Origin of the sequence: Isoptericola sp. AK164 (genome assembly GCF_029643425.1) — a bacterium.
GTDB lineage: Bacteria > Actinomycetota > Actinomycetes > Actinomycetales > Cellulomonadaceae > Isoptericola > Isoptericola haloaureus.
The window spans coordinates 1,359,354-1,383,603 of record NZ_CP119106.1; the positions used below are offsets into that span (position 1 = coordinate 1,359,354).

The window sequence follows — 24,250 nt, forward strand, 5'->3', positions numbered from 1 at the left end:
GTGGTCACGTTCATCGTCTGGTTCGGCGTCTCGCTGCTGCTGTGCGCAGCGGTGTTCCTCGTCGCGAGCGTGATGGACCGCGGCGACGACGAGGGCGAGGGCCTGCGCGGGTTCGTCCGCGACTTCCGGGCCGGCCTGAGGCGCCGGGGCGGCACGTCCCGGCCGGTGGACACCGACATGGACGACTTCTTCGCCGCCAACCTCGAGTCGGCCCCGGGCTACGTCGACGCCGACGAGCTCTCGGGTGCGCTGCAGCGCGCGCAGGGCCGGGTGCGCCCGCACGGGCAGGCGCCGGGAGCGGCGTCGGACGGCGGGGCGTCGCCGCGCTGAGCCCGCCGTCGGTCCCGCGGTCTGGGAGACTGAGGGACCGTGACTGACTTTCTGTGGCTCTACATCCTTCTCGGTGTCGTCCTGGTCGTGGGGCTCGGCTCCGCTCTCGTCGTCCCGCGCCTGCGTCGGGGCCGGTCCGACGACGGGACCACGCTCGCGCCGCCTCCGTCCGACGTCGAGGACGAGCCCGCCGACGCGGGTGCCGCCGACCAGGGGACCGGCACCGCGACGGCGGTCCTCGAGCGCCCGGAGCCGGCCGCCGGCCGGATGGTGCGCCTGCGCGACCGGCTCGCACGCTCCGGGTCGCCGCTGGGCGCCCGGCTGCTGACGATGCTCTCGCGCGACCAGCTCACCGAGGACGACTGGGACGAGATCGAGGAGACCCTGCTGCTGGCCGACCTCGGCACCGGTCCCGCCGAGGAGCTGCTGGAGTCGCTGCGGACCCGGGTGCGCGTGCTGGGGGTGCGCGAGCCGTCGGCGGTGCGCGACCTGCTGCGCGACGAGCTGCTCAAGGTCGTCGACCCCACCCTCGACCGCTCGCTCGCGCTGGACCGTCCCGTGGTCGACGGCGAGACGAAGCCGGCGGTCCTGCTCGTGGTCGGCGTCAACGGCACGGGCAAGACCACGACGGTGGGCAAGCTGGCCCGCGTGCTGGTGGCGGAGGACAGGTCCGTCGTGCTGGGTGCGGCCGACACGTTCCGCGCCGCCGCGGCCGACCAGCTGCAGACCTGGGGCTCGCGCGTGGGCGTCGAGACCGTCCGGTCCGACCGGGACGGCGCCGACCCGGCCGCCGTCGCCTTCGACGCGGTGCGCACCGGCGCGGCGAACGACACGGACGTGGTGGTCGTGGACACCGCCGGCCGGCTGCAGAACAAGGCGGGGCTCATGGACGAGCTCGGCAAGATCTCCCGCGTCATCACGCGCGAGGCGCCGCTGTCCGAGGTCCTGCTCGTGCTGGACGCCACGACGGGGCAGAACGGCATGCAGCAGGCGAAGGTCTTCTCCGAGGTCGCGGGGGTGACGGGCATCGTGCTCACGAAGCTGGACGGCACGGCCAAGGGCGGGATCGTCGTGGCGGTCCAGCGCGAGCTCGGCGTGCCGGTCAAGCTCGTGGGCCTCGGCGAGGGGCCCGACGACCTCGCCCCCTTCGACGCGGAGGACTTCGTGGACGGGATCCTCGGGGGCTGACCGACGGCCTCCGCGAGGTCACGGGAAGGTCACGACACCCCCCTGGGTGTCTCGCAGTCCGGACAGAAACTCGATGTTTACCCCCGCAGGGCGTTCGTCACACGGACGTAACACCAGGACAGTCCAGGGGAAACCCGGCGCCGCCACGGTGGTCACCGACCGGCCACACGGGCTGGCGAGGGGAGTAACACACGATGGAGCTGGATACCGGAGTGACCGCATGGATGCTGACGTCAGCATCCCTCGTGCTCCTGATGACGCCTGGTCTGGCGTTGTTCTACGGAGGCATGGTTCGCGGCAAGTCCGTCCTGAACATGATGATGATGTCGTTCGGCGCCATGGCGGTCGTCGGTGTCATCTATGTCCTGTGGGGCTGGTCGATGTCCTACGCCACGGGCGTGGGGCCGGAGGGCTACTCGCTCTTCGCCAACCCGTTCGAGCAGTTCGGCCTCGGCGGCGGCGCGATCATGGACGACGCCGGTGAGTTCGTCGGCGAGGGCCTGCCCGTCGTCGTCGACGTCGGCTTCCAGGCGACGTTCGCGATCATCACCGTCGCGCTCGTCTCGGGTGCGATCGCCGACCGCGTCAAGTTCGGCACGTGGATGGTCTTCGCGGGCCTCTTCGCCACGCTGTCGTACTTCCCGCTGTCGCACATGGTCTGGGGCGGCGGCCTGCTGTCCGACGCCGGCCCGTTCGTCTTCGGCGACGCCGCACCGATCGACTTCGCCGGTGGCACCGTGGTGCACATCAACGCCGGTATCGCCGCGCTCGTGCTGGCCCTGATCGTCGGCAAGCGCAAGGGCTTCGGCTCCGAGCCGATGCGCCCGCACAACCTGCCGTTCGTCATGCTGGGCGCCGCCCTGCTGTGGTTCGGCTGGTTCGGCTTCAACGCCGGTTCCGCCTACGGTGCCGACGGCGCCGCGGGTCTGGCCTGGGTCAACACCACCACCGCGACCGCCGCGGCCATCATCGGCTGGCTCGTCACGGAGAAGCTGCGCGACGGCTCGGCCACCTCGCTCGGTGCCGCCTCGGGCGTCGTCGCCGGTCTGGTCGCCATCACCCCGGCCGCGGGCGACGTCTCGCCGGTCGGCGCGATCTTCGTCGGTCTGATCGCCGGTGCGCTGTCCGCCTTCGCGGTGGGCCTGAAGTTCAAGTTCGGCTACGACGACTCGCTCGACGTCGTCGGCATCCACCTCGTGGCCGGCCTGTGGGGCACGCTGTCCCTCGGCTTCTTCGCCACCAGCACGGGCCTCTTCTACGGCGGCGACTTCGCCCAGCTCGGCGTCCAGGCGGTCATCGCCCTCGTCGCGATGATCTTCGCCGGCGTCGTCACCCTGGTCATCGGCCTGGTGCTGAAGGCCACGATGGGCTGGCGGATCTCCGAGGAGGCCGAGGTCAGCGGTATCGACCTCGCCGTGCACTCCGAGACGGCGTACGAGACCATCGCTCAGGGTTCTGTCATCAAGGAGGTCCGTTCATGAAGCTCGTCACCGGAGTCATCCAGCCCCACCGTCTCGACGACGTGAAGTCGGCGCTCGAGGCCTCGGGGGTCCGGGGTATGACCGTCAGCGAGGCCAGCGGCTACGGCCGGCAGAAGGGCCACACCGAGGTCTACCGCGGTGCCGAGTACACCGTGGACCTGGTCCCCAAGGTCCGGATCGAGATCCTCGTCGGGGACGAGGACGCCGCCTCGATCGTCGACGTCGTGGTCAACGCGGCGCAGACCGGCAAGATCGGTGACGGCAAGGTCTGGACGGTCCCCGTCGACGACATCGCCCGGGTCCGCACCGGCGAGCACGGCGACTCCGCTCTCTGACGCCGATGGCCGACCACCCGATCCCGGGCGGCGGCCCCGCGCAGCAGGCCCCGCACCCCACCACCGGGGTGCGGGGCCCTGTCGTCGGGCTCCGCGAAGACCTGCTCACCACCGCCCGGGACCTCACCGGACCGGGACGCTCGGGCGTCGCGCGTCGCGCCATGCTCCAGCAGCTCGTCACCGACCGCCTCGGCGTCCTGTACGCCGAGGCCACCGCCGACGTCGACCCCGCGGGGCTGGCGCTGGCCGCCGTCGGCTCCCTGGGCCGCGGGGAGCTGGGTCCGCTGTCCGACCTGGACCTCGTGCTCGTGCACGACGGGCGCACGCACAAGCCCGACGAGCTCGCCCAGGTCGCCGAGCGCCTCTGGTACCCGCTGTGGGACTCGGGCGTCGACATCGACCACGCGGTGCGTTCGTTGAACCAGACCCGCCAGCTCGCCATGCGCGACCTGCCGGCCGCCGTCGGCTGGCTGGACGTGCGCCCCGTGGCGGGCGACGCCGTCGTCGTGCACCGGGCCGCGTCGGGGATCCTCACCGACTGGCGCTCCGCCGCCCGCCGCCGGCTGCCCGAGCTGCTCTCCAGCGTGCGCGAGCGTGCCGAACGGTCCGGGGACCTGGCCTACCTCATCGAGCCCGACCTCAAGGAGGCCCGTGGCGGCATCCGGGACGCCGTCGTCGTCTCGGCGCTCGCCGCGACCTGGCTCACCGACCGGCCCCACGGACGGGTCGACTCGGCCTACGCCCACCTGCTGGACGTCCGCGACACGCTGCACGTCGTGACCGGCCGGCGGGCCACCCGGCTGCTCCTGGCCGACCTGGACGAGGTCGCGGCCCGGTGCGGCTACGACGACCCGGACGAGCTGCTGGCGAGCCTGGCGGCCGCCGGCCGGGAGATCTCCTTCGCCCTCGACTCCACCGTGCGACGTGCGCGCCAGGCCCTGCAGCGGCCCGCGGCCCGGCGTCCGATGGTGGTGCGCGGCCGCCGGCAGCCGCCCCGGCTGCGCTCGGTCGGCGACGGGCTGGTCGAGCACGACGGCGAGCTCGTGCTCGGCGTCAACGTCTCGCCGCGCGAGGACCCCCAGCTCTCGCTGCGCGCCGCCGCGACGGCCGCGCGCACGGGGCTCGTGCTCTCCCCGGTGACCATGCACTCGCTGGGCGAGTGCCCGCCCATCCCGGAGCCGTGGCCCCAGACGGCGCGCAGCCACCTGTTGACCCTGCTGGCCTCCGGACCCGCGCAGATCCACGTCTGGGAGGCGCTCGACCTGGCCGGCGCGGTGACCACGTGGATCCCCGAGTGGGCCGACGTGCGCAACAAGCCGCAACGGGCCGCCATCCACCGCCACACGGTGGACCGGCACCTGGTCGAGACGGCGGCGCTGGCCACGGCGGTGCGCAAGCGGCAGATCGCCGACGGCGTCCCCGCGCGCCTGCTGCCCGCGGACCTGCTGCTCGTCACCGCGATCCTGCACGACATCGGCAAGCGACGGCGCGCGACCAGCAGCGACCACTCCGTCGAGGGCGCGGCGATCGCTCCGCCGATCGTGCGGCGCATGGGCTTCTCCGAGGAGTTCACCGCCGACGTCGAACGGCTGGTGCGCCACCACCTGACGCTGTCCGGTCTCGCCACGCGCTCCGACCCCGAGGACCCGGCGACCGTGCGGGCGCTGCTCGAGGCGGTCGACCACCGGCCCGACCTGCTCGAGGTGCTGCGGGCGCTCACCGAGTGCGACGCGACCTCCCTGGGACCCGCCGGCTGGACCGGCTGGCGGGGCAGCCTCGTCGACCAGCTCACCGACCTGGCGCGTGCCGCCCTGGCCGAGGAGGGCGCCCCGGCCGACGGTCCGACCGACGGTGAACCCCGCCGGTAGGAGGCCGGTAGGCTAGGGGACCGCACTTCATCCATCCCGTGAAGAGGACCACCTGGTGTTCAACTCCCTGTCGGACCGTCTCGCTGCGACGTTCAAGAACCTGCGCGGCCGGGGACGGCTGTCCGAGGCGGACATCGACGCGACCGTGCGGGAGATCCGGCGCGCGCTGCTCGATGCCGACGTCGCCGTCCCCGTCGTGCGGGAGTTCACGCGCGCCGTGCGCGAGCGTGCGCTCGGCGCCGAGGTCTCGGCCGCGCTGAACCCTGCCCAGCAGGTCGTCAAGATCGTCAACGACGAGCTCGTTGAGATCCTCGGCGGGCAGACCCGCCCGCTGTCGCTGGCCAAGAACCCGCCGACGGTCATCATGCTGGCCGGTCTGCAGGGCGCCGGGAAGACGACGCTGGCCGGCAAGCTGGCGCTGGCGCTCAAGGAGCAGGGGCACACCCCGCTGCTGGTCGCCGCCGACCTGCAGCGGCCCAACGCCGTGACCCAGCTCTCGGTGGTCGCCCAGCGGGCCGGGGTGCCGGTCTTCGCGCCGCACCCGGGCAACACCTCCGCCGAGGACACCGACGCCGTCATCGGCGACCCGGTCGGGGTCGCGCGCGACGGCGTCGGCGAGGCGCGCGCCAAGCAGCACGACGTGGTCATCGTCGACACCGCGGGCCGGCTGGGCATCGACCAGGTGCTCATGCAGCAGGCCGCGGACATCCGCACGGCGATCGACCCGGACGAGGTCCTGTTCGTCATCGACGCGATGATCGGCCAGGACGCCGTCAGCACGGCCAGCGCGTTCGCCGAGGGTGTCGACTTCACCGGTGTCGTCCTGTCCAAGCTCGACGGCGACGCCCGCGGTGGCGCGGCGCTCTCCGTCGCGAAGGTCACGGGCCGTCCGATCATGTTCGCCTCGACCGGTGAGAAGCTCACCGACTTCGAGGTCTTCCACCCGGACCGCATGGCCTCGCGCATCCTCGACATGGGTGACGTGCTCACCCTCATCGAGCAGGCCGAGAAGGCGTTCGACGCCGAAGAGGCCGAGAAGATGGCCGCCAAGGTGGCCGGCGGCGAGGACTTCACGCTCAGCGACTTCCTGGTGCAGATGCAGCAGATGAAGAAGCTCGGGTCGATGAAGAAGATGCTCGGGATGATGCCCGGCATGGCCCAGATGCGCGAGCAGATCGAGAACTTCGACGAGCGCGAGGTCGACCGTGTCCAGGCGCTGATCCAGTCGATGACGCCCGCCGAGCGGGACAACCCCAAGATCATCAACGGCTCGCGCCGGGCGCGCATCGCCCGCGGTGCGGGGCAGACGACGGCGGCGGTCAACGGCCTGCTGGACCGCTTCGCCCAGGCGCAGAAGATGATGCGCCAGATGTCCTCGGGCGGCGGTATGCCGGGCGGTGGCCCCGGTGGCATGCCGGGGATGCCCGGGATGCCGGGCATGCCGGGCGGCGGCAAGAAGTCCCGGGGCAAGCAGGCCCCCAAGAAGAAGGTCAAGGGCAAGTCCGGCAACCCCGCCAAGCGGGCGCAGCAGGAGCGCGAGGCCATGCAGCGGGCGCTCGGCGGGGGCGGCAAGAAGCCGGCCGCGTCCGGGTCCGCGTTCGGCATCGGTGGCGACCAGTCCGAGGCCCAGGACGTGGAGAACCTCGAGCTGCCGTCGGACGTCAGCAAGCTCCTGGGTGGCGGACGCTGACCGGAGTAGGCTGACGCCATGTCCGTCCCGCACGTCCCGCTGCACGTCACCGGCCGGATCCTGCTCGACGGCGAGCGCGAGGTCGGCGAGATGTGGGTCCGCGACGGACGCCTCAGCCTGCTGCGCCCGACGCCGCAGGGCAGCTCCGCCACGGAGCTGGAGGGGTGGGTCGTCCCCGGCCTCGTCGACGTGCACTGCCACGTCGGGCTCGACGCCGGGGGAGCGACGGACCCCGCGACCGCCGCCAAGCAGGCGCTGGCCGACCGCGACTCCGGCGTGCTGCTGATCCGCGACGCCGGGTCCCCGCTGGACACCTCGTGGGTGGCCGACCGCGCCGACCTGCCCCGCCTGGTGCGGGCCGGTGCCCACCTGTCCCGGCCCAAGCGGTACCTGCGGCGCTACGGCCTCGAGCTCGACGACGTCGCCGACCTCCCGCGCGTCGTGCGCGAGCAGGCCCGCGCCGGTGACGGCTGGGTCAAGCTCGTCGGGGACTGGATCGACCGCGACCTGGGCGCCGACGGCGACCTGCGACCGCTGTGGCCGGCGGACGTGCTGACCGAGGCCGTCGCCGCGGCGCACGCCGAGGCCGCCCGGGTGACGGTGCACGCCTTCTCCGCGGAGGTCGTGCCGGACCTGCTCGCCGCCGGAGTCGACGGCATCGAGCACGGCACCGGGCTGACGGCGGACCAGATCGTCGAGGTCGCGCACCGCGGCATCCCGGTCACGCCGACCCTGCTGCAGGTGAACCAGTTCGAGAACATCGCCGCCCGGGCCGACGGCAAGTACCCCGTCTACGCCGCCCGGATGCGGCGCATGCACGCCCGCCGCCACGAGCAGGTGCGCGCCCTGCACGAGGCGGGGGTCCCGCTGCTGGTCGGCACGGACGCGGGCGGGACCATCGACCACGGTCGGATCGCCGACGAGTGCGCCGAGCTCGTCGCGGCGGGGATCCCGGCGGCCGAGGTGGTGGCCATGGCCACGTGGCGCGCGCGGGCGTTCCTGGGCCAGGCCGGGATGGTCGAGGGGGCCAGCGCGGACTTCGTCGTCTACCCGGCCGACCCCCGGGAGGACATCGAGGTGCTGCGCCACCCGACGGCGATCGTGCTGCGGGGACGGGTCGTCGCGCCGTAGCCGCGCTGGTCGGGCCCGTCGTGTGACGCAGGTCCGGTTGGGTGCCGGGCCGCTCTTCTGGCACAATGGCGGGGTACTCGGCGTGCCCAGGCCCCTCTCACCTGCGTGCGCCCGGTCCCGATCCGATCGTCCGCCGGCACCCCACCCGCGCGACGTCCCGGATCCCCCTCAAGCACAGGAGAGTCCACACCAGTGGCCGTCAAGATTCGTCTGAAGCGTTTCGGCAAGATTCGCAGCCCCTTCTACCGTGTCGTCGTCGCCGACTCGCGCACCAAGCGCGACGGTCGTGTGATCGAGGAGATCGGCAAGTACCACCCCACCGAGGAGCCCTCGTTCATCGAGATCGACTCCGAGCGGGCGCAGTACTGGCTCGGTGTCGGCGCCCAGCCGACCGAGCAGGTCGCCGCTCTGCTCCGCGTCACGGGCGACTGGCAGAAGTTCAAGGGTCTCCCGGGCGCCGAGGGCACCCTGAAGACCAAGCAGGCCGCCTCCGACTCCACCTCGGCCGTCGACGCGGTCAACGCCGAGGCGGAGAAGGCCAAGGCGAAGGCCTCCGCCGAGAAGGACGCCACGTCCTCCGACGACGAGGCCGAGGCCGAGGCCTGATGCTGGCAGACGCCCTCGAGCACCTGGTGCGCGGCATCGTGGACAACCCGGACGACGTCCAGGTGTCCGCCCGCACGCAGCGCCGGGGCGATCTGCTCGAGGTCCGGGTGCACCCCGACGACCTCGGCCGAGTGATCGGGCGGGGCGGCCGGACCGCCAAGGCGCTGCGCACCGTCGTCGGTGCGCTCGCCACCGACGGTCCGGTGCGGGTCGACGTCGTGGACGTCGACCGGCGCTGAACCACCCGGTACGGCACGGAGCAGTCTCGACGAGGCCCGGTCCCCCCGCGGGGCCGGGCCTCGTCGTGTTCACTGGGAACGTCACGGCACGACGAGGAGACGACATGGAGCTGGTGGTGGCCCGCGTGGGCCGCGCGCACGGACTGCGGGGCGAGGTCGCGCTGGAGATGCGCACCGACGTCCCCGAGGAGCGGTTCACCGTCGGGGCCGTCCTGGCGACCGAGCCGGCCACGGCGGGGCCGCTGACGGTGGAGAGCACCCGGGTGCACCAGGGGCGCTGGCTGGTCCGCTTCGCCGAGACCGCCGACCGCACGGCCGCCGAGGCCCTGCGCGGCACCGAGCTGCTCGTCGACGTCGGGAAGTCCGACGAGGAGGACGCCTGGTACCCGCACGAGCTGACGGGCCTGCGGGCCGAGCTCGTCGACGGCACCGTGGTCGGCGAGGTCGCCGGGCTCGAGCACCTGCCCGCGCACGACGCGCTCGTGGTGCGCGAGGACGGCGGGGCCCGCACGCTCGTCCCGTTCGTGCACGCCATCGTCCCGACCGTCGACGTGGCCGGCGGACGCGTCGTGCTGGACCCGCCCGGCGGTCTGCTCGCCCGCGACCAGGTCGCGGACGAGGCCGCCGGCGAGCCGGAGGCCTGACGTGCGCATCGACGTCGTCACGATCTTCCCGGAGTACCTGGCGGCCCTCGACCTGTCGCTCGTGGGCAAGGCTCGCCGCGCGGGCCTGCTCGACCTGCGGGTCCACGACCTGCGCGACTGGACCGACGACCGCCACCGCACCGTCGACGACACCCCGTTCGGCGGGGGCGCGGGGATGGTCATGCGGGCCGACGTGTGGGGTCGTGCGCTCGACGAGCTGCTGGCCGCGGACGGCCCGGCCCGGCTCGTGGTCCCCGCGCCGTCGGGCGAGGTCTTCACCCAGCGCCGCGCCGAGGCGCTGGCGACCGAGGAGCACCTGGTCGTGGCCTGCGGCCGCTACGAGGGCATCGACGCCCGGGTGGTCGAGCACTACCGCGACCGCGGTGTGGCCGTCGACGAGCTCTCGCTCGGCGACTACGTGCTCAACGGCGGGGAGGTGGCCGCGCTGGTCATGGTCGAGGCCGTGGGGCGGCTCCTGCCCGGCGTCGTCGGCAACCCGCACTCGCTCGTCGAGGAGTCGCACGGGGAGGCCGGGCTCCTCGAGTACCCGGTCTACACCAAGCCCCCGGTCTGGGAAGGTCGCGAGGTGCCCGAGGTGCTGCTCTCCGGGCACCACGCCCGCATCGAGCGCTGGCGGCGCGACGAGGCGCTGCGGCGCACCGCCCGGCGGCGTCCCGACATGATCGCGGCGCTGGGGGACGGGGACCTGGACGCCCGCGACCGCGAGGTCCTGGCCGAGTCGACCGAGGACCTGTCGGACGGTGGCGCGCCTCACGAGCCGCGCGGCTGACCTCGCCGGACCCGGTGTGGCAGAATAGGGCGCTGGTGTGTCGCAGCCCGAACTCTGCCACAGGGGAGACCATCGGGCCGAGAGCCGACGCACCCACCATGACGAGATCCGGTCCGCCCGTGCGGACCCAGAGCTTGCGCTGACCTGTGGCAGGGCGGGGAGACAACCATGAAGACGCTCGACTCCGTCGACGCAGCCACGCTGCGCTCCGACATCCCGGACTTCCGCGCCGGTGACACCGTCAAGGTCAACGTCAAGGTCATCGAGGGCAACCGCTCGCGCATCCAGGCGTTCCAGGGTGTCGTGATCGCGCGCCGCAACGCCGGTGTCGGCTCGACCTTCACCGTACGCAAGATCAGCTTCGGCGTCGGCGTGGAGCGCACCTTCCCGGTGCACGCCCCGACGGTCGAGTCCGTCGAGGTCGTCAGCCGCGGTGACGTGCGACGCGCCAAGCTCTACTACCTGCGCGAGCTGCGCGGCAAGAAGGCCAAGATCCGCGAGAAGCGCGAGACCCCCAAGAAGTGATCGCCGGCGGCTCAGGCCGCCCCGGCGAGACCGACGGGCGGTCCCTCCACGTGGAGGGACCGCCCGTCGTCGTCCCGGCGGGGGTTTCGCGCCTCGTGCGGGCGTCTGGCAAGGTGTGGTCGTGGCAGACTCCGATCCCATGACCTCCGCGCCGGACCGACCCGAGGACCAGGGCGACGCGACCGACGACGTCGTGGGACGGTCCGACGAGGCCGAGCGCTCCGTGCGTGCGGACGGCCCCCCGGCGCACGCCGCCGCCGTCGCCGAGGACTCGCGCAGCCGGGGCCTCGGGCTGCTGCGCGAGACGGCGATCATCGTCGTCTCCGCGCTGGTGCTGTCGTGGCTGATCAAGACCTTCCTCGTCCAGGCCTTCTACATCCCCAGCTCCTCGATGGAGGACACCCTCCAGATCGGGGACCGCGTGATGGTGTCCCGCCTGGTCCCGGACGCGCTGGACGTGAACCGCGGCGACGTCGTCGTCTTCCAGGACCCGGGCGGGTGGCTGCCGCCCTACGAGGAGCCGGACCGCGGACCGGTCGGCAACGCCCTGCGCGGGGCCGCGACCTTCGTCGGGCTGCTCCCGCAGGACGCCGGCGACCACCTCATCAAGCGGGTCGTGGGCACGCCGGGCGACACCGTGGCCTGCTGCGACGACGACGGCCGGGTCACGGTCAACGGCGAGCCGGTCGACGAGAGCGAGTACCTGGCCGACGGCGCCGTGCCGAGCCAGACGACCTTCGAGCACGAGGTCCCCGAGGGCATGCTGTTCGTCATGGGGGACAACCGGCAGAACTCCCAGGACTCCCGCTACAACACCGGCAAGCCGGGCGGGGGGTTCGTCCCGCTCGACAACGTCGTGGGCAACGCGTTCGTCATCATGTGGCCGTTCGAGGACGCCCGGCTGCTGCGCAACCCGGCCGACGTCTTCGCCGACGTCCCCGCGGCCGACGGGGCCGAGGAGCCGGCGCCATGACGACCCGGAACGGACGCCGGAGCCCGACCCTGCGGGCCGAGAGGTCCCTGCTGTCCGACGGCGCACGCCTGGTCGGGGGGATGGACGAGGTCGGCCGTGGCGCCCTGGCGGGCCCGGTCAGCGTCGGCCTCGTCGTGGTCGACGCCGGCACCCGGACCGCGCCGCGCGGGCTGACCGACTCCAAGCTGCTGGCCCCGAAGGTCCGCGAGGCGATGGTCGACCCGCTGCGGCGGTGGGCCGTGGCCTGGGCCGTGGGGCACGCCGGCCCCGCCGAGATCGACGCGCACGGCATCGTCGCGGCGCTGCGGTTGGCGGGACGCCGGGCGCTGGCGCAGATCCGGCGCACCCACGGCGACGTCGACGTCGTGCTCCTGGACGGGTCGCACGACTGGCTCAGCCGGCCCGGGGCGGACCTCTTCGAGGCGGCCGACCTCGATCCGGGCGGGGCGCTCGACGCCCCCGAGCCCGGGGTGCGCACGATGGTCAAGGCCGACCTGCAGTGCTCGTCGGTCGCCGCGGCCAGCGTGCTGGCCAAGGTGGAGCGCGACGGTCTGCTCAGCCGGCTGGCCGCCCAGTACCCGCACTACGCCTGGGAGCAGAACAAGGGCTACTCGGCCCCGGCCCACCTGGACGGCCTGCGCCGCCTCGGCCCGACGCCGCAGCACCGGCGGTCCTGGAACCTGCGGGTGCTCGACGACACCCCGGCCGCGCCGGAGACCTCCGCGACGGCGGGCGAGCCGGCGGACGTGGTCACCCTCGAGGCCGCCGCGGCGCCCGAGGAGGCAGCCTCGCGCTACCGGGTGGGATGATGACCCGGTGAGCGCTGAGGACCTCGAGAACTACGAGAACGACGCCGAGCTGGCCCTCTACCGCGAGTACCGGGACGTCGTGGGCCTGTTCTCGTACGTCGTGGAGACCGAACGCCGGTTCTACCTCGCCAACCAGGTCGACCTGCAGGTCCGGTCCGCCGCGGGCGAGGTGTACTTCGAGCTGCGGCTGACCGACGCGTGGGTGTGGGACGTGTACCGCTCCGCACGCTTCGTCAAGGCCGTGCGGGTGGTGACGTTCAAGGACGTCAACGTCGAGGAGCTCGCCAAGGCCGAGATCGCCCTGTAGCGGCGCCGCACGGCCGTCCACAGCCCGCCCCTCGGCGCGGTTCGTCCACAGCCCGGCCCGCCCGGGCCGCGCGCCGCACCCCCGCCGCGGCAGCCTCGGTCGCGGAGGTGGTTCCGTGCGAGCCAAGGATGCCGTCGGACGGCACGGCGAACGGGTGGCGGCGCGCTACCTGACCGAACGCGGGTACGAGGTCCTGGACCGCAACTGGCGGGGGACCGGCGGTGAGCTGGACCTGGTCCTCGGCGACCGGGGCCGCGTGGTCGCCGTCGAGGTCAAGACGCGACGCGGCACCGGCTACGGCCACCCGGCCGAGGCGGTCACCCGGGCCAAGCTGCGCCGGGTGCGGCGGCTGACCGCCGAGTGGCTGCGCACCCACCCGGGCCCGTGGCGCGAGATACGGGTCGACGTGGTGGCGGTGCTGCTGCCCCGCTCCGGGGCCGCCCAGGTCGAGCACCTGCGGGGAGTCCTCTGATGGGGTACGCCACCACCACCGGCGTCGCGCTCGCCGGGATGGAGGGCCACCTGGTGGAGGTGCAGGCACAGCTCGCCCGGTCCGTGCCGGGGTTCACGCTCGTGGGGCTGCCCGACACCGCCCTGGCGGAGTCGCGCGACCGGGTGCGCGCCGCCGTGCTGTCGACCGGGATCGAGTGGCCGCAGCGCAAGGTCACGGTCAACCTCTCGCCCGCCTCGCTGCGCAAGTCCGGCTCGGGTTTCGACCTCGCCATCGCGATGGCCGTCCTGGCCGGTCACGGCGTGGTGCCGGCCGCCGGGCTCGGCGCGGTGGTGCACCTGGCCGAGCTGGGCCTCGACGGCCGGCTCCAGCCGGTCCGCGGGGTGCTCCCGGCGGTCGCCGCGGCGGTCGCCGCGGGCCACCGAGACGTCGTGGTGGCCGCCGGCGACGAGGCCGAGGCGGCGCTGGTCCCGGGTGCCCGGGTCCACGGAGCGGCCCACCTCGGTGACGTCGTGCTCCGCCACGGCGGCCGGCTGCGCTACCACCGTCGCGTCGAGCCCGTGGCCCCGGCGCGCTCCGCAGTGCCGCGTCGACCCGGGGGAGACCTGGCGGACGTCGTCGGGCAGACCGAGGCACGGACGGCGCTCGAGATCGCGGCCGCCGGCGGGCACCACCTGGCCATGGTCGGCCCGCCGGGTGCGGGCAAGACGATGCTGGCGGCCCGCCTGCCCGGCCTCCTGCCGGACCTCACCGACGCCGAGGCCGTGGAGGTCACCGCGGTGCACTCGGTGGCGGGCACCTTCGACCCGGGCGGCGGGCTCCTGCGCCGACCACCCTTCGAGGACCCGCACCACACCGCCACCCCGGTCGCGATCGCCGGCGGCGGCACGGGCCTGGCCCGCCCGGGTGCGGTGTCCCGCGCGCACCGGGGGGTGCTCTTCCTCGACGAGGCGCCCGAGTTCGCCCCGCGGGTGCTGCAGACGCTGCGCCAGCCGCTGGAGGCCGGAGAGCTCGTGCTGCACCGCAGCGGTGGCGCGACCCGCTATCCGGCGCGCTTCCAGCTGGTCCTGGCGGCCAACCCCTGCCCGTGCGGGATGGCGGACACCCGCGCCGGCCAGGACTGCACCTGCTCGGTGACGGCACGACGCCGGTACCTGGGCCGGGTGTCGGGGCCGCTGCTGGACCGGGTCGACCTCCAGGTCCACCTGCCCGGACCCAGCCGCGCCGACCGTGTGCTCGGCGCCGCGGGCGAGCCGACCCGCGTCGTGGCCGCCCGGGTGGCCGCCGCCCGGGACCGGGCGCGCGAGCGCCTGCGGGACACGCCGTGGTGCACCAACGCCGAGCTGCCGGGCCCGTGGCTGCACGAACGGCTCCGCGGCGAGCGCGCGGTGCTCGGCCCCGTCGAGCGGCAGCTCGACGAGGGCCGGCTGTCGATGCGCGGTGCCCACCGGGTGCTGCGGGTCGCGTGGACGGTCGCCGAGCTGGACGGACGGGACGTCCCCCGCGCCGACGACGTCGACACCGCGACCGTGCTGCGGACGGAGGGGTCCCGTGGCTGATCACCTCCTCGACGGCCGCGTCCCCGCCCGCACGGGGGTCCGGTTCGACGTCGACGACCCGGTGCTGGCCGCGGCGGCCTGGAGCCGGCTGGCCGAACCCGGCGACGTGGTGGCCGGGGCCGTGGTGGAGCACCTGGGCGCGTCGGGGGCCCTGTCCTGGCTCGTGGACGCCACCACCGACCCGGTCGGGGCCCGCCGTGCCGCCGGCCTCGACGGCCTGGCGCTGCCTGACCCGCCGTCCGTCCCCGGCGGCCTCGCCGCACCGCCTCGCGCCGACACCGGGCAGGACGCCGCCGCCCGGCTCGGTGCCGCCGTGCGGCGCTGGGCCCCGCGCCTGGAGAGCCTCGACCCGCGCCGCGAGCTGCGCGTGCTCGACCGGTGCCAGGGGACGCTCCTGACCCCGCAGGACGACCGGTGGCCGCGGACCCTCGGCGACCTGGGTACGGCGGCGCCGTTCGCGCTGTGGGTGCGCGGACGCGCCGACGTCGCGTCCTGGGCGGACCGCGCGGTGGCGCTCGTGGGGTCCCGCGCCTCGACCCGGTACGGCGAGCGCGTCGCCGAGGACCTCGCCGCCGGTGTCGCCGACCGCGGCTTCACCGTCGTGTCCGGGGGCGCCTACGGCATCGACGCCGCCGCTCACCGTGGGGCGCTCGCGGCGGGCGGCGCGACGTGCGCGGTGCTGGCCGGTGGTGTGGACCGCTACTACCCGCAGGGCAACGACGGCCTGCTGCGGCACCTGGTCGCGCAGGGCGGGGCCGTGCTCAGCGAGGTCCCTCCGGGATCGGCTCCGTACCGTCGGCGCTTCCTGGCGCGCAACCGCGTGATCGCGGCGCTGACGGGGGCGACGGTCGTCGTCGAGGCCGCGCGGCGGTCCGGCGCCCTGTCGACGGCGCGGCGGGCGGCCGAGCTGCTGCGTCCTCTCGGCGCGGTGCCGGGGCCGGTGACGTCGATCGCGTCGTCCGGGTGCCACGGTCTGCTGCGGGACGGCGCCGCCGTCTGCGTGACCGACCCGGCCGAGGTGGCCGAGCTGGCGGGGCGGCTGGGCGAGGACGCGGTGCCCGAGGACCCGCTGCCCGGGTCGCACGACCGGCTCGACGGGCTCGGACCGGACGAGCGCGCGCTCTGGGACGCGCTGCCGCTGCGCTCGGGGGCGGGCGTCGACGCCCTGGCGCGCAGCGCCGGTCTCTCGCCGCGCCGGGTGATGACCCTGGTGGGCGGCCTCGAGCGCCGCGGGCTGGCGCGCTGCGACGCCGGACGGTGGCTGCGGGGCACCTGACCCGCGGGCGCGGGGACGCGGGGCAGCGTGGCGGGAAACGCCGCGCGACCTGCAGCGTCGCGGCGGACCGGCGGGGCACACTGGCGAGGTGACCGACCCCGACGTCCCGCCGCTGCCCGCCGCGCTCGCCGGCGCGGTGGACGGGTTCTCGCGGCACCTGGCCACCCGCCAGGGCCACTCGGCGCACACCCGGCGTGCCTACCGGGCGGACGTGACCGCGCTGCTGCGGTACGCCGTCCGGCACGGTGCCGACGGCCTCGACGGCCTCGACCTGACCATGCTGCGCGGCTGGCTCGGTGCGCAGGCCGACCGCGGTCTGTCGCGCGCGACGCTCGCGCGGCGGGGTGCGGCGGCGCGGGCCTTCCTGCGCTGGGCCCATCACGAGGGCCTCGTGGCGAGCGACCCGTCCGTGCGGCTGGCCACCCCACGCACCCCGCGGACGCTGCCGACCGTGCTCTCGACCCGGGCCGCGGCGCGGCTGCTCGACACCGCACGGTCCGACGCGGAGGCGGCCGAGCCCGAGCACCGGCCCGCGGCGCTGCGTGCCTGGGCGGCGGCCGAGCTGCTCTACGGGTCCGGCGTGCGGATCGGGGAGCTGACGGCGGCCGACCTGACCGACGTCGACGTCTGCGAGCGGATCGTGCGCGTCCTCGGCAAGGGCGGCAAGGAACGCGTCGTGCCGTTCGGCGTCCCGGCGGCCCGCGCGCTGCAGGCGTGGGTCTCGGACGGCAGGCCCGCCCTCGTGCGTGCCGCGAGCCCGGCGGCGCTCTTCCTCGGTGACCGGGGCGGACGCTGGGGGCAGCGGCAGGCCCGCGACGCCGTGCACCGCCTGGCCGCCCGGGCCGAGGTGGACGACGTGGCCCCGCACGCCCTGCGGCACTCGGCCGCGACGCACCTGCTCGCCGGCGGGTCCGACCTGCGGTCCGTGCAGGAGGTGCTCGGGCACGCCGACCTGGGCACGACCCAGCGGTACACCCACGTGGACGCCGACCGGCTACGGCAGGTGTTCGAGCAGGCGTTCCCCCGCGCCTGAGCCGACCGGTCTCAGCCGTGGGGGAGCAGCACCACGGGCACGGCTCGTCCGACCAGGACCAGCGGGTCGAGGTAGCGGTCCCCGCGTCGGACGCCCCAGTGCAGGCACCGGTCGGGAGCGCAGTGCCCCGCGCCCGCGTCGGCGACGACGGCCACCGGGCGGCCCGCGCGGACGGTGCCGCCCACCTCCACCAGGGCCTCGGCCGGCTCGAACGTCGACCGCAGCGCACCGTGCGCGAGGACGACGACGGGCTTACCGCCGACCTGGCCGGCGAACGTGACCGTCCCGGCCCGCGGGGCGCGGACGGTCGAGCCGGCAGCGGCGGGCAGGTCGACGCCGCGATGTCCGGGCCGCCAGGGCTCGGCCGGCAGGTCGACGACCGTCCGGACCGGGCCGGGCAGGGGGAGACGCCACCCGTCGGCGGCCCCGGGCCGCTCGAGGGCTGCTGCGGGTTCGCCGGCCGCGACCACGACCGCGCGCGGCGGGGGAGCGGGCGCCGCCGGTCCGGTCGTGAGCACGACGGCCGCACCGGCGAGCAGGGCCACGGGCAGGGCCGCGCCCGGCCGCGACCGTCGCGGGCGACGACCGGGCCGTCGCGGACGGCGGTCGGGGTGGCGGTCGGGCGTCATCCCGCCACCGTCCCGCACCGGTGGACCGCGCCGTCCCACGGCCGGCCGGAGCTGTGGACGAACCGGTCTGGGCGTGGCCGACGACGTGCGCGAGAACACCACGACGGTCGTCGTCCTGGCGCGGCGGCGTCGGGTAGACTCGCCCGTGCGACCACTCGTGTCCACCCCCACCTCGTTCCGTCCGCGACGGACGCCTGCGCGGGGTGGCCCGGCACGAACGGTCGACATCGCGCGTCACGTGGTGCTCGGAGGCTCCCGCAGGGAACCGACCGGCACCGCCGCGTCGGCAGCGGTCCGCACCCCGGGTGCGGTGCCGGAGCGGCGTGACGCCAGGGGTGGCCGGGCCCGATGCCCACCACCGACAACCGAAGCACCCGCGACCGTCGACACCGTCGGCGGTCGCCCGATGCGTGTGGAGCCGGGAGGATCCCGGGCCGCACGGCGAAAGGACCAGCCATGGCCGTCGTGACCATGCGTCAGCTCCTCGAGAGCGGTGTCCACTTCGGGCACCAGACCCGTCGTTGGAACCCGAAGATGAAGCGGTTCATCTTCACCGAGCGCAACGGCATCTACATCGTCGACCTGCAGCAGTCGCTGTCGTACATCGACCGCTCCTACGAGTTCGTCAAGGAGACCGTCGCCCACGGCGGCACGATCCTGTTCGTCGGCACCAAGAAGCAGGCCCAGGAGGCCATCGCGGAGCAGTCCTCCCGCGTCGGCATGCCCTACGTCAACCACCGTTGGCTCGGCGGCATGCTCACCAACTTCACCACCGTGCACAAGCGGCTCCAGCGTCTCAAGGAGCTCGAGGAGATCGACTTCGACGACGTCGCCGGCTCCGGCCTGACGAAGAAGGAGCTCCTCGTCCTGCGCCGCGAGAAGGACAAGCTCTCGCGCACGCTGGGTGGCATCCGCGACATGGCCAAGACGCCGTCGGCCGTGTGGATCGTGGACACCAACAAGGAGCACCTCGCCGTGGACGAGGCCCGCAAGCTGGGCATCCCGGTCGTGGCGATCCTGGACACCAACTGCGACCCCGACCTGGTCGACTACGCGATCCCGGGCAACGACGACGCGATCCGCTCCGTCACGCTGCTCACGCGGGTCATCGCCGACGCCGTCGCCGAGGGCCTCATGCAGCGCGCCGCCGGCAAGAAGGGCGAGTCGGCCCCCGAGGAGTCCGAGCCGCTGGCCGAGTGGGAGCGCGAGCTCCTCGCCGGTGCCGAGGGCGAGCAGGCCGCGGACGCCGCGCAGCCGGTCGCCCCGGCCGAGGACGCCGCTGCCGAGCAGCCCGCCGCGGAGGCCGCCCCGGCCGAGCAGCCGGCGGAGACCGCCGAGAAGTCCGAGTGAGCCCCTGGCGGCCGGCCGCACGCGCGGCCGGCCCGCCTCTCGGAACGCACATCGATCACCAGCACGGAGGACATCCCCCCATGGCGAACTACACCGCCGCTGACATCAAGGCGCTGCGCGAGCGCACCGGCGCCGGCATGCTCGACGTCAAGAAGGCGCTCGACGAGGCCGACGGCAACGCCGACCAGGCCATCGAGATCATCCGCAAGAAGGGCCTGGCCAAGGCCGCCAAGCGTGAGGGCAACACCGCCTCCGAGGGTCTCGTCGCCGCGACGATCACCGACGCGGGCGACGGCCAGGTCGCCACGCTGATCGAGCTGAACGCCGAGACGGACTTCGTCGTCAAGAACGAGAACTTCGTCGCGCTGGCCGACACCGTCCTCGCGGCCGCCGCCGCGGCCGGTGCCACCGACGCCGAGTCGGCGCTGGCCGCCCCGGCCGCCGACGGCACGGTCGCCGACACGATCGCCGCCCAGGGCGCGACCATGGGCGAGAAGGTCGTCCTGCGCCGCGTCGCTCGCGTCGAGGGCCCGAAGGTCACCGCCTACCTGCACAAGACCGCCAAGGACCTGCCGCCGTCGATCGGCGTCCTGGTCGTGACGGACGCCGCGGGCGAGGCCGTCGCCAAGGACGTCGCGCAGCACGTCGCCGCGCTGGCGCCGCAGTACCTCACCCGTGAGGACGTCCCGGCCGAGGTCGTCGACAAGGAGCGCGAGATCGCCCGCGAGCGGTCCATCGCCGAGGGCAAGCCCGAGGCCGCGCTGCCGAAGATCGTCGAGGGTCGTCTCAACGGCTTCTTCAAGGAGGCCGTGCTGGTGGACCAGCCGCTGGCCAAGGACACCAAGACGACCGTGGGCAAGCACGTCGAGGCCGCCGGCGGCGAGCTGCTCGGCTTCGTCCGCTTCCGCGTCGGCAGCTGACGCGACCACGGCCCGGCCGCACCGGCGACGGATGCGGCCGGGCCGTCGTGCGTCCGCTCCCGGTCACTCCCCGGAGGGCGGACGACGGCATCCGGTGCCAGGATGCGCCCAGGAGAGACCCGTGCGGGGCTGACCCGGACGACGACGAGACGGACGGTGGCATGACGCAGATCGACCAGACCCAGACGGCGACCGGACACGTCCCGCCGAAGGACCCCGACACCCGGCGCGTCCTGCTCAAGCTGTCCGGCGAGACCTTCGGCGGCGGCGCCGTCGGGCTGGCCAGCGACGTCGTGCGCCGTGTCGCCCAGGAGATCGGTGAGGCGGTCCGTCAGGGGATCCAGGTCGCCATCGTCGTCGGCGGGGGCAACTTCTTCCGCGGCGCCGAGCTGTCCCGGGCCGGTCTGGACCGGGCCCGCGCCGACTACATGGGCATGCTCGGCACGGTGATGAACTGCCTGGCCCTGCAGGACTTCCTCGAGCAGGACGGCGTCAAGACCCGCGTCCAGACGGCGATCACCATGGGGCAGGTCGCCGAGCCGTACATCCCGCTGCGCGCGATGCGTCACCTGGAGAAGGGCCGTGTCGTCATCTTCGGCGCGGGGGCCGGGATGCCCTACTTCTCCACCGACACGGTCTCGGTCCAGCGCGCCCTGGAGACGCACTGCGACGAGGTCCTCATGGGCAAGAACGGGGTCGACGGCGTGTACACCGCCGACCCCCGCACCGACCCCGACGCCGAGAAGCTCGAGCACCTCACCTACACCGACGCCCTCGTGCGCGGGCTCAACGTCATGGACGCCACCGCGCTGTCGATGTGCCGGGACAACGACGTGGCCATGCTTGTCTTCGGCCTGGAGGAGACCGGTAACGTGACCCGTGCACTGCTCGGCGAGAAGATCGGTACCTCCGTCACGACCCGCTGAGCGGCACCGTCCCCCCAACCCATCACGAGCAAGGAGCACCGGGTGATCGACGACACCCTCCTCGAGGCCGAGGAGAAGATGGACACGGCGATCGAGGTCGCCAAGGAGCAGTTCGGCTCGATCCGCACCGGGCGCGCGAACGCCGGCATGTTCTCCTCGCTCGAGGTGGACTACTACGGCGCGCCGACGCCCCTGCAGCAGCTGGCCTCGTTCAACATCCCCGACGGCCGCACGGTGCTGATCTCCCCGTTCGACAAGAGCTCGATGTCGGCCATCGAGAAGACGCTGCGCGAGTCCGACCTCGGCGTCAACCCGTCCAACGACGGCAACGCGATCCGCGTCATCATGCCGACGCTGACCGAGGAGCGCCGCCGCGACTACGTCAAGCTGGCCAAGACCAAGGCGGAGGACGCCCGGATCTCGGTCCGTGGCGTGCGCCGCAAGGCCAAGGAGCAGCTGGACAAGCTGGTCAAGGACGGCGACGTCGGCGAGGACGAGGGCGCCCGGGCGGAGAAGGAGCTTGAGGCGCTCACCAAGAAGCACGTGGAGCTGGTCGACCAGCTGCTCGCCCACAAGGAGAGCGAGCTGCTCGAGGTCTGATGTCCCCCGTCGACGCGCAGCGCCGGCCGTCCCGCGCCGGGCGCAACCTGCCGGCCGCCGTCGCGGTCGGGGTCGGGCTGCTCCTGCTGCTCGCCGCGTCCCTCTGGTTCCGTCCCGAGCCCTTCGTGGCGTTCGTGGTCGTGGCCCAGAGCGCGGCCCTGTGGGAGCTGCGCGTCGCCTTCGCCCGACGGGAGATCCACGTCCCGCTGACCCCGCTGCTCGTGGGCGGGGCCGGCATGGCCGTGTCGGCGTACGTCGCCGGGCCCGAGGCGCTGCTCGTGGCGTTCATGCTCACCGTGGGCGCCGTCGTCGTGTGGCGCGTGCTGGACGGCTCGGGACCGCAGGCGCTGCGGGACGCGGCCGCCGGCGTGTTCGCCGCCACGTACCTGCCGTTCCTGGCCGGATTCGTGCTGCTCGTCCTGGACCAGCCGGACGGCGAGCTGCGGGTCGTGCTGTTCGTGCTGCTCGCGGTGGCCAACGACGTCGGCGGCTACGTCGCCGGGGTGCTCTTCGGGCGGCACCCGATGGCGCCCTCGGTCAGTCCCAAGAAGAGCTGGGAGGGACTGGCCGGCTCGGTGGCCCTGACCACCGCCGTCGGCGTCGCCGGGGCGCTGTTCGTCCTGGACGCCCCCTGGTGGCTGGGCGTCGCGCTGGGGGTGCTGACCGCCGTCACCGCCACGGCGGGGGACCTGGCCGAGTCCCTCGTCAAGCGCGACCTCGACCTCAAGGACATGGGGTCGTTGCTGCCGGGCCACGGGGGCGTGCTCGACCGTCTCGACTCCCTGGTCATCACCGCCCCGTTCGTCTACCTGGTCCTGGCCGCCACCGTCTGAGCTGCGAAGGAAACACCCATGGCATCACCGACCGCGCCCTCCGGCGCCGGCGCCGACCTCGGCATCCCCGCGGTGCGGCCGTCCGACGAGACCCGCCCGATCCCGCTGCAGATGGCGCCGCGGCGCCGGGGCAAGCCCCCGAAGCACTTCGCCGACCTCACCGCCGACGAGCGGGTCGCCAGCGTCACCGAGATGGGGGAGAAGGCGTTCCGGGCCAAGCAGCTCGCGGCGCACTACTTCACCCACTACACCTCCGACCCGGCGGAGATGACCGACCTGCCCAAGGCGACCCGCGACCAGCTGGCCACCACGATGTTCCCGCCGCTGATCCGGCCTACGCGCCGCATGGAGGCGGACGGCGGCACCACCGTCAAGACGCTGTGGCACCTGTTCGACGACGCCAAGGTCGAGTCGGTGCTGATGCGCTACCCGCACCGCACCACGCTGTGCGTCTCGTCCCAGGCCGGCTGCGGCATGGCCTGCCCGTTCTGCGCCACGGGTCAGCTCGGGCTGACCCGCAACCTGTCGACGGCCGAGATCCTCGAGCAGGTCCGGGACGCCTTCCGTGCCCTGGACCGCGGCGAGATCCCGGGCGGCCCGGCCCGGCTGAACAACCTCGTGTTCATGGGGATGGGGGAGCCGCTGGCGAACCCGCGCGCCGTCATCGAGACGGTCAAGGCCCTGGTGGCGCCCGCTCCCGAGGGGTTCGGGATGTCGGCGCGCAACATCACGGTGTCGACCGTCGGACTCGTGCCGGCGATGCGCAAGCTCGCCGACCTCGGCATCCCCGTCACGCTGGCCCTGTCGTTGCACGCCCCGGACGACGACCTGCGCAGCGAGCTGGTGCCGATCAACACGCGCTGGAGCGTCGACGAGGCGATCGACGCGGCGCGGCACTACTACGAGGTGACGGGCCGGCGCGTGTCCATCGAGTACGCGCTCATCAAGGACATGAACGACCACGGCTGGCGTGCTGACCTGCTCGCGGAGAAGCTCAACGCCCGCGGCCGGGGCTGGGTGCACGTCAACCCGATCCCGCTCAACCCGACTCCCGGCTCGATCTGGACGGCGTCCGACCGTTCCGTGGAGGACGAGTTCGTGGCACGATTGCGCGGGCACGGGATCCCCACCACGATCCGTGACACCCGCGGGAGCGACATCGACGGCGCCTGCGGGCAGCTGGCCGCCGAGGAGGACGACGACGAGTGAGCACGCTCTTTTCCACCGTGTCGAAGATGCGACAGGGTTATGAACCGGACGAGGTCGACGAGTTCTTCGACCACGCCCGGCAGGCGTACGAGGGGCAGACCCCCGAGCCGATGACGAACGCGGACGTCGCGGCGTCCACGTTCGAGCTGGTGCGCGGTGGCTACAACACTCACGAGGTCGACGCGGCGCTGGACCGCCTGGAGGGTGCCTTCATCGCCCGCCAGCGGGCCGACTTCGTCAACGAGCACGGCCAGGACGCCTGGATGGCGGCGCTGGCCGAGCGTGCCCGCACGCTGTACGGCCGGCTGGGCCGCCCCGACGGGCTGAAGTTCGCCCCGGCGGAGCGTGGGCAGCAGGGCTACGACATGGACGACGTCGACGCCCTGTGCGACCGGCTCGTGGGCTACTTCGACCGGCAGGAGCCGCTGACGGCGGCCGAGCTGCGGTCGGCCACGTTCAGCCGCGCCAAGGGCAAGGACGCCTACGCCGAGGGAGCGGTGGACAAGTTCCTCGCCCGGGCGATCGAGGTGCTCCTCGGGGTCGAGTGA

27 protein-coding genes are annotated in these 24,250 nt (G+C 73.9%); 26 read left to right on the forward strand and 1 reads right to left on the reverse strand.

What is annotated here, in order from left to right:
* From PO879_RS06205 to PO879_RS06295, 19 genes are all read left to right on the forward strand, one after another.
* Positions 1-330 (forward strand): hypothetical protein, encoded by a 330-nt coding sequence (locus PO879_RS06205; RefSeq protein ID WP_278237046.1) that lies wholly within the window; start codon positions 1-3, stop codon positions 328-330.
* A 39-nt stretch (positions 331-369) separates the two neighbouring features.
* Positions 370-1,518 (forward strand): signal recognition particle-docking protein FtsY, encoded by a 1,149-nt coding sequence (ftsY, locus tag PO879_RS06210; RefSeq protein WP_278237047.1) that lies wholly within the window; start codon positions 370-372, stop codon positions 1,516-1,518.
* A gap of 194 nt (positions 1,519-1,712) precedes the next feature.
* The gene (locus tag PO879_RS06215) at positions 1,713-2,999 is read left to right on the forward strand and encodes an ammonium transporter (RefSeq protein ID WP_278237048.1); all 1,287 of its coding nucleotides are present in this window, start codon (positions 1,713-1,715) and stop codon (positions 2,997-2,999) included.
* Entirely contained in the window at positions 2,996-3,334 is a 339-nt protein-coding gene (locus tag PO879_RS06220) for a P-II family nitrogen regulator (RefSeq protein WP_278237049.1), read from the forward strand. The genes PO879_RS06215 and PO879_RS06220 overlap by 4 nt, the downstream gene beginning before the upstream one ends.
* Positions 3,335-3,339: 5 nt before the next feature.
* On the forward strand, positions 3,340-5,202 hold the full coding sequence (locus PO879_RS06225; RefSeq protein ID WP_278237050.1) for an HD domain-containing protein: 1,863 nt from the start codon (positions 3,340-3,342) through the stop codon (positions 5,200-5,202).
* Positions 5,203-5,257: 55 nt separating this feature from the next.
* Positions 5,258-6,892 (forward strand): signal recognition particle protein, encoded by a 1,635-nt coding sequence (gene ffh, locus PO879_RS06230; protein ID WP_278237051.1) that lies wholly within the window; start codon positions 5,258-5,260, stop codon positions 6,890-6,892.
* An 18-nt stretch (positions 6,893-6,910) separates the two neighbouring features.
* The gene (locus PO879_RS06235; RefSeq protein ID WP_278237052.1) at positions 6,911-8,023 is read left to right on the forward strand and encodes an amidohydrolase family protein; all 1,113 of its coding nucleotides are present in this window, start codon (positions 6,911-6,913) and stop codon (positions 8,021-8,023) included.
* A gap of 192 nt (positions 8,024-8,215) precedes the next feature.
* Positions 8,216-8,629 carry a 30S ribosomal protein S16 gene (rpsP, locus tag PO879_RS06240; protein WP_278237053.1) on the forward strand — a complete coding sequence of 138 codons (414 nt, stop codon included), beginning with the start codon at positions 8,216-8,218 and terminating at the stop codon, positions 8,627-8,629.
* Positions 8,629-8,868 (forward strand): RNA-binding protein, encoded by a 240-nt coding sequence (locus PO879_RS06245; protein ID WP_278237054.1) that lies wholly within the window; start codon positions 8,629-8,631, stop codon positions 8,866-8,868. The genes rpsP and PO879_RS06245 overlap by 1 nt, the downstream gene beginning before the upstream one ends.
* Before the next feature lie 104 nt (positions 8,869-8,972).
* Positions 8,973-9,512, forward strand: coding sequence for a ribosome maturation factor RimM (gene rimM / locus PO879_RS06250; protein WP_278237055.1), 540 nt, complete (start codon positions 8,973-8,975; stop codon positions 9,510-9,512).
* 1 nt (position 9,513) lies between these two features.
* Positions 9,514-10,302 (forward strand): tRNA (guanosine(37)-N1)-methyltransferase TrmD, encoded by a 789-nt coding sequence (trmD, locus tag PO879_RS06255; RefSeq protein WP_278237056.1) that lies wholly within the window; start codon positions 9,514-9,516, stop codon positions 10,300-10,302.
* 168 nt (positions 10,303-10,470) lie between these two features.
* Positions 10,471-10,827, forward strand: a complete 357-nt coding sequence (gene rplS / locus PO879_RS06260; RefSeq protein ID WP_278237057.1) for a 50S ribosomal protein L19 — start codon at positions 10,471-10,473, stop codon at positions 10,825-10,827.
* 121 nt (positions 10,828-10,948) lie between these two features.
* On the forward strand, positions 10,949-11,800 hold the full coding sequence (gene lepB / locus PO879_RS06265) for a signal peptidase I (protein ID WP_278237058.1): 852 nt from the start codon (positions 10,949-10,951) through the stop codon (positions 11,798-11,800).
* Positions 11,797-12,609 (forward strand): ribonuclease HII, encoded by an 813-nt coding sequence (locus tag PO879_RS06270; protein ID WP_278237059.1) that lies wholly within the window; start codon positions 11,797-11,799, stop codon positions 12,607-12,609. The genes lepB and PO879_RS06270 overlap by 4 nt, the downstream gene beginning before the upstream one ends.
* Positions 12,610-12,616: 7 nt before the next feature.
* Positions 12,617-12,916, forward strand: a complete 300-nt coding sequence (locus tag PO879_RS06275) for a DUF2469 domain-containing protein (RefSeq protein ID WP_278237060.1) — start codon at positions 12,617-12,619, stop codon at positions 12,914-12,916.
* 115 nt (positions 12,917-13,031) lie between these two features.
* A complete protein-coding gene (locus PO879_RS06280) occupies positions 13,032-13,388 on the forward strand; it encodes a YraN family protein (protein WP_278237061.1) in 357 nt (118 codons plus the stop codon).
* Positions 13,388-14,926: a YifB family Mg chelatase-like AAA ATPase gene (locus PO879_RS06285; protein ID WP_278237062.1), complete on the forward strand. Its 1,539-nt coding sequence runs from the start codon at positions 13,388-13,390 to the stop codon at positions 14,924-14,926. Before PO879_RS06280 ends, PO879_RS06285 begins: the two co-directional genes overlap by 1 nt.
* Positions 14,919-16,202, forward strand: a complete 1,284-nt coding sequence (gene dprA, locus PO879_RS06290; RefSeq protein ID WP_278237063.1) for a DNA-processing protein DprA — start codon at positions 14,919-14,921, stop codon at positions 16,200-16,202. Before PO879_RS06285 ends, dprA begins: the two co-directional genes overlap by 8 nt.
* An 88-nt stretch (positions 16,203-16,290) precedes the next feature.
* Positions 16,291-17,235 carry a tyrosine-type recombinase/integrase gene (locus PO879_RS06295; RefSeq protein ID WP_278237064.1) on the forward strand — a complete coding sequence of 315 codons (945 nt, stop codon included), beginning with the start codon at positions 16,291-16,293 and terminating at the stop codon, positions 17,233-17,235.
* Positions 17,236-17,246: 11 nt separating this feature from the next.
* Here the strand turns inward: PO879_RS06295 and PO879_RS06300 are convergent, their stop codons facing one another.
* Positions 17,247-17,864, reverse strand: coding sequence for a M23 family metallopeptidase (locus tag PO879_RS06300; protein WP_278237065.1), 618 nt, complete (start codon positions 17,862-17,864; stop codon positions 17,247-17,249).
* Between the two features lie 456 nt (positions 17,865-18,320).
* Between PO879_RS06300 and rpsB the strand changes: the two genes are divergently transcribed.
* The 7 genes from rpsB to PO879_RS06335 all read left to right on the forward strand — a co-directional run bounded on the left by rpsB (position 18,321) and on the right by PO879_RS06335 (position 24,250).
* Positions 18,321-19,214: a 30S ribosomal protein S2 gene (gene rpsB / locus PO879_RS06305; protein ID WP_278237066.1), complete on the forward strand. Its 894-nt coding sequence runs from the start codon at positions 18,321-18,323 to the stop codon at positions 19,212-19,214.
* Between the two features lie 80 nt (positions 19,215-19,294).
* Positions 19,295-20,134 carry a translation elongation factor Ts gene (gene tsf, locus PO879_RS06310; RefSeq protein WP_278237067.1) on the forward strand — a complete coding sequence of 280 codons (840 nt, stop codon included), beginning with the start codon at positions 19,295-19,297 and terminating at the stop codon, positions 20,132-20,134.
* Positions 20,135-20,295: 161 nt separating this feature from the next.
* The gene (gene pyrH, locus PO879_RS06315; RefSeq protein ID WP_278237068.1) at positions 20,296-21,060 is read left to right on the forward strand and encodes a UMP kinase; all 765 of its coding nucleotides are present in this window, start codon (positions 20,296-20,298) and stop codon (positions 21,058-21,060) included.
* 42 nt (positions 21,061-21,102) lie between these two features.
* Positions 21,103-21,660, forward strand: a complete 558-nt coding sequence (gene frr, locus PO879_RS06320) for a ribosome recycling factor (protein WP_278237069.1) — start codon at positions 21,103-21,105, stop codon at positions 21,658-21,660.
* Positions 21,660-22,493: a phosphatidate cytidylyltransferase gene (locus tag PO879_RS06325; protein ID WP_278237070.1), complete on the forward strand. Its 834-nt coding sequence runs from the start codon at positions 21,660-21,662 to the stop codon at positions 22,491-22,493. The genes frr and PO879_RS06325 overlap by 1 nt, the downstream gene beginning before the upstream one ends.
* 111 nt (positions 22,494-22,604) lie before the next feature.
* Positions 22,605-23,702 (forward strand): 23S rRNA (adenine(2503)-C(2))-methyltransferase RlmN, encoded by a 1,098-nt coding sequence (rlmN, locus tag PO879_RS06330; RefSeq protein WP_278237469.1) that lies wholly within the window; start codon positions 22,605-22,607, stop codon positions 23,700-23,702.
* Positions 23,699-24,250, forward strand: coding sequence for a DivIVA domain-containing protein (locus PO879_RS06335; protein WP_278237071.1), 552 nt, complete (start codon positions 23,699-23,701; stop codon positions 24,248-24,250). The genes rlmN and PO879_RS06335 overlap by 4 nt, the downstream gene beginning before the upstream one ends.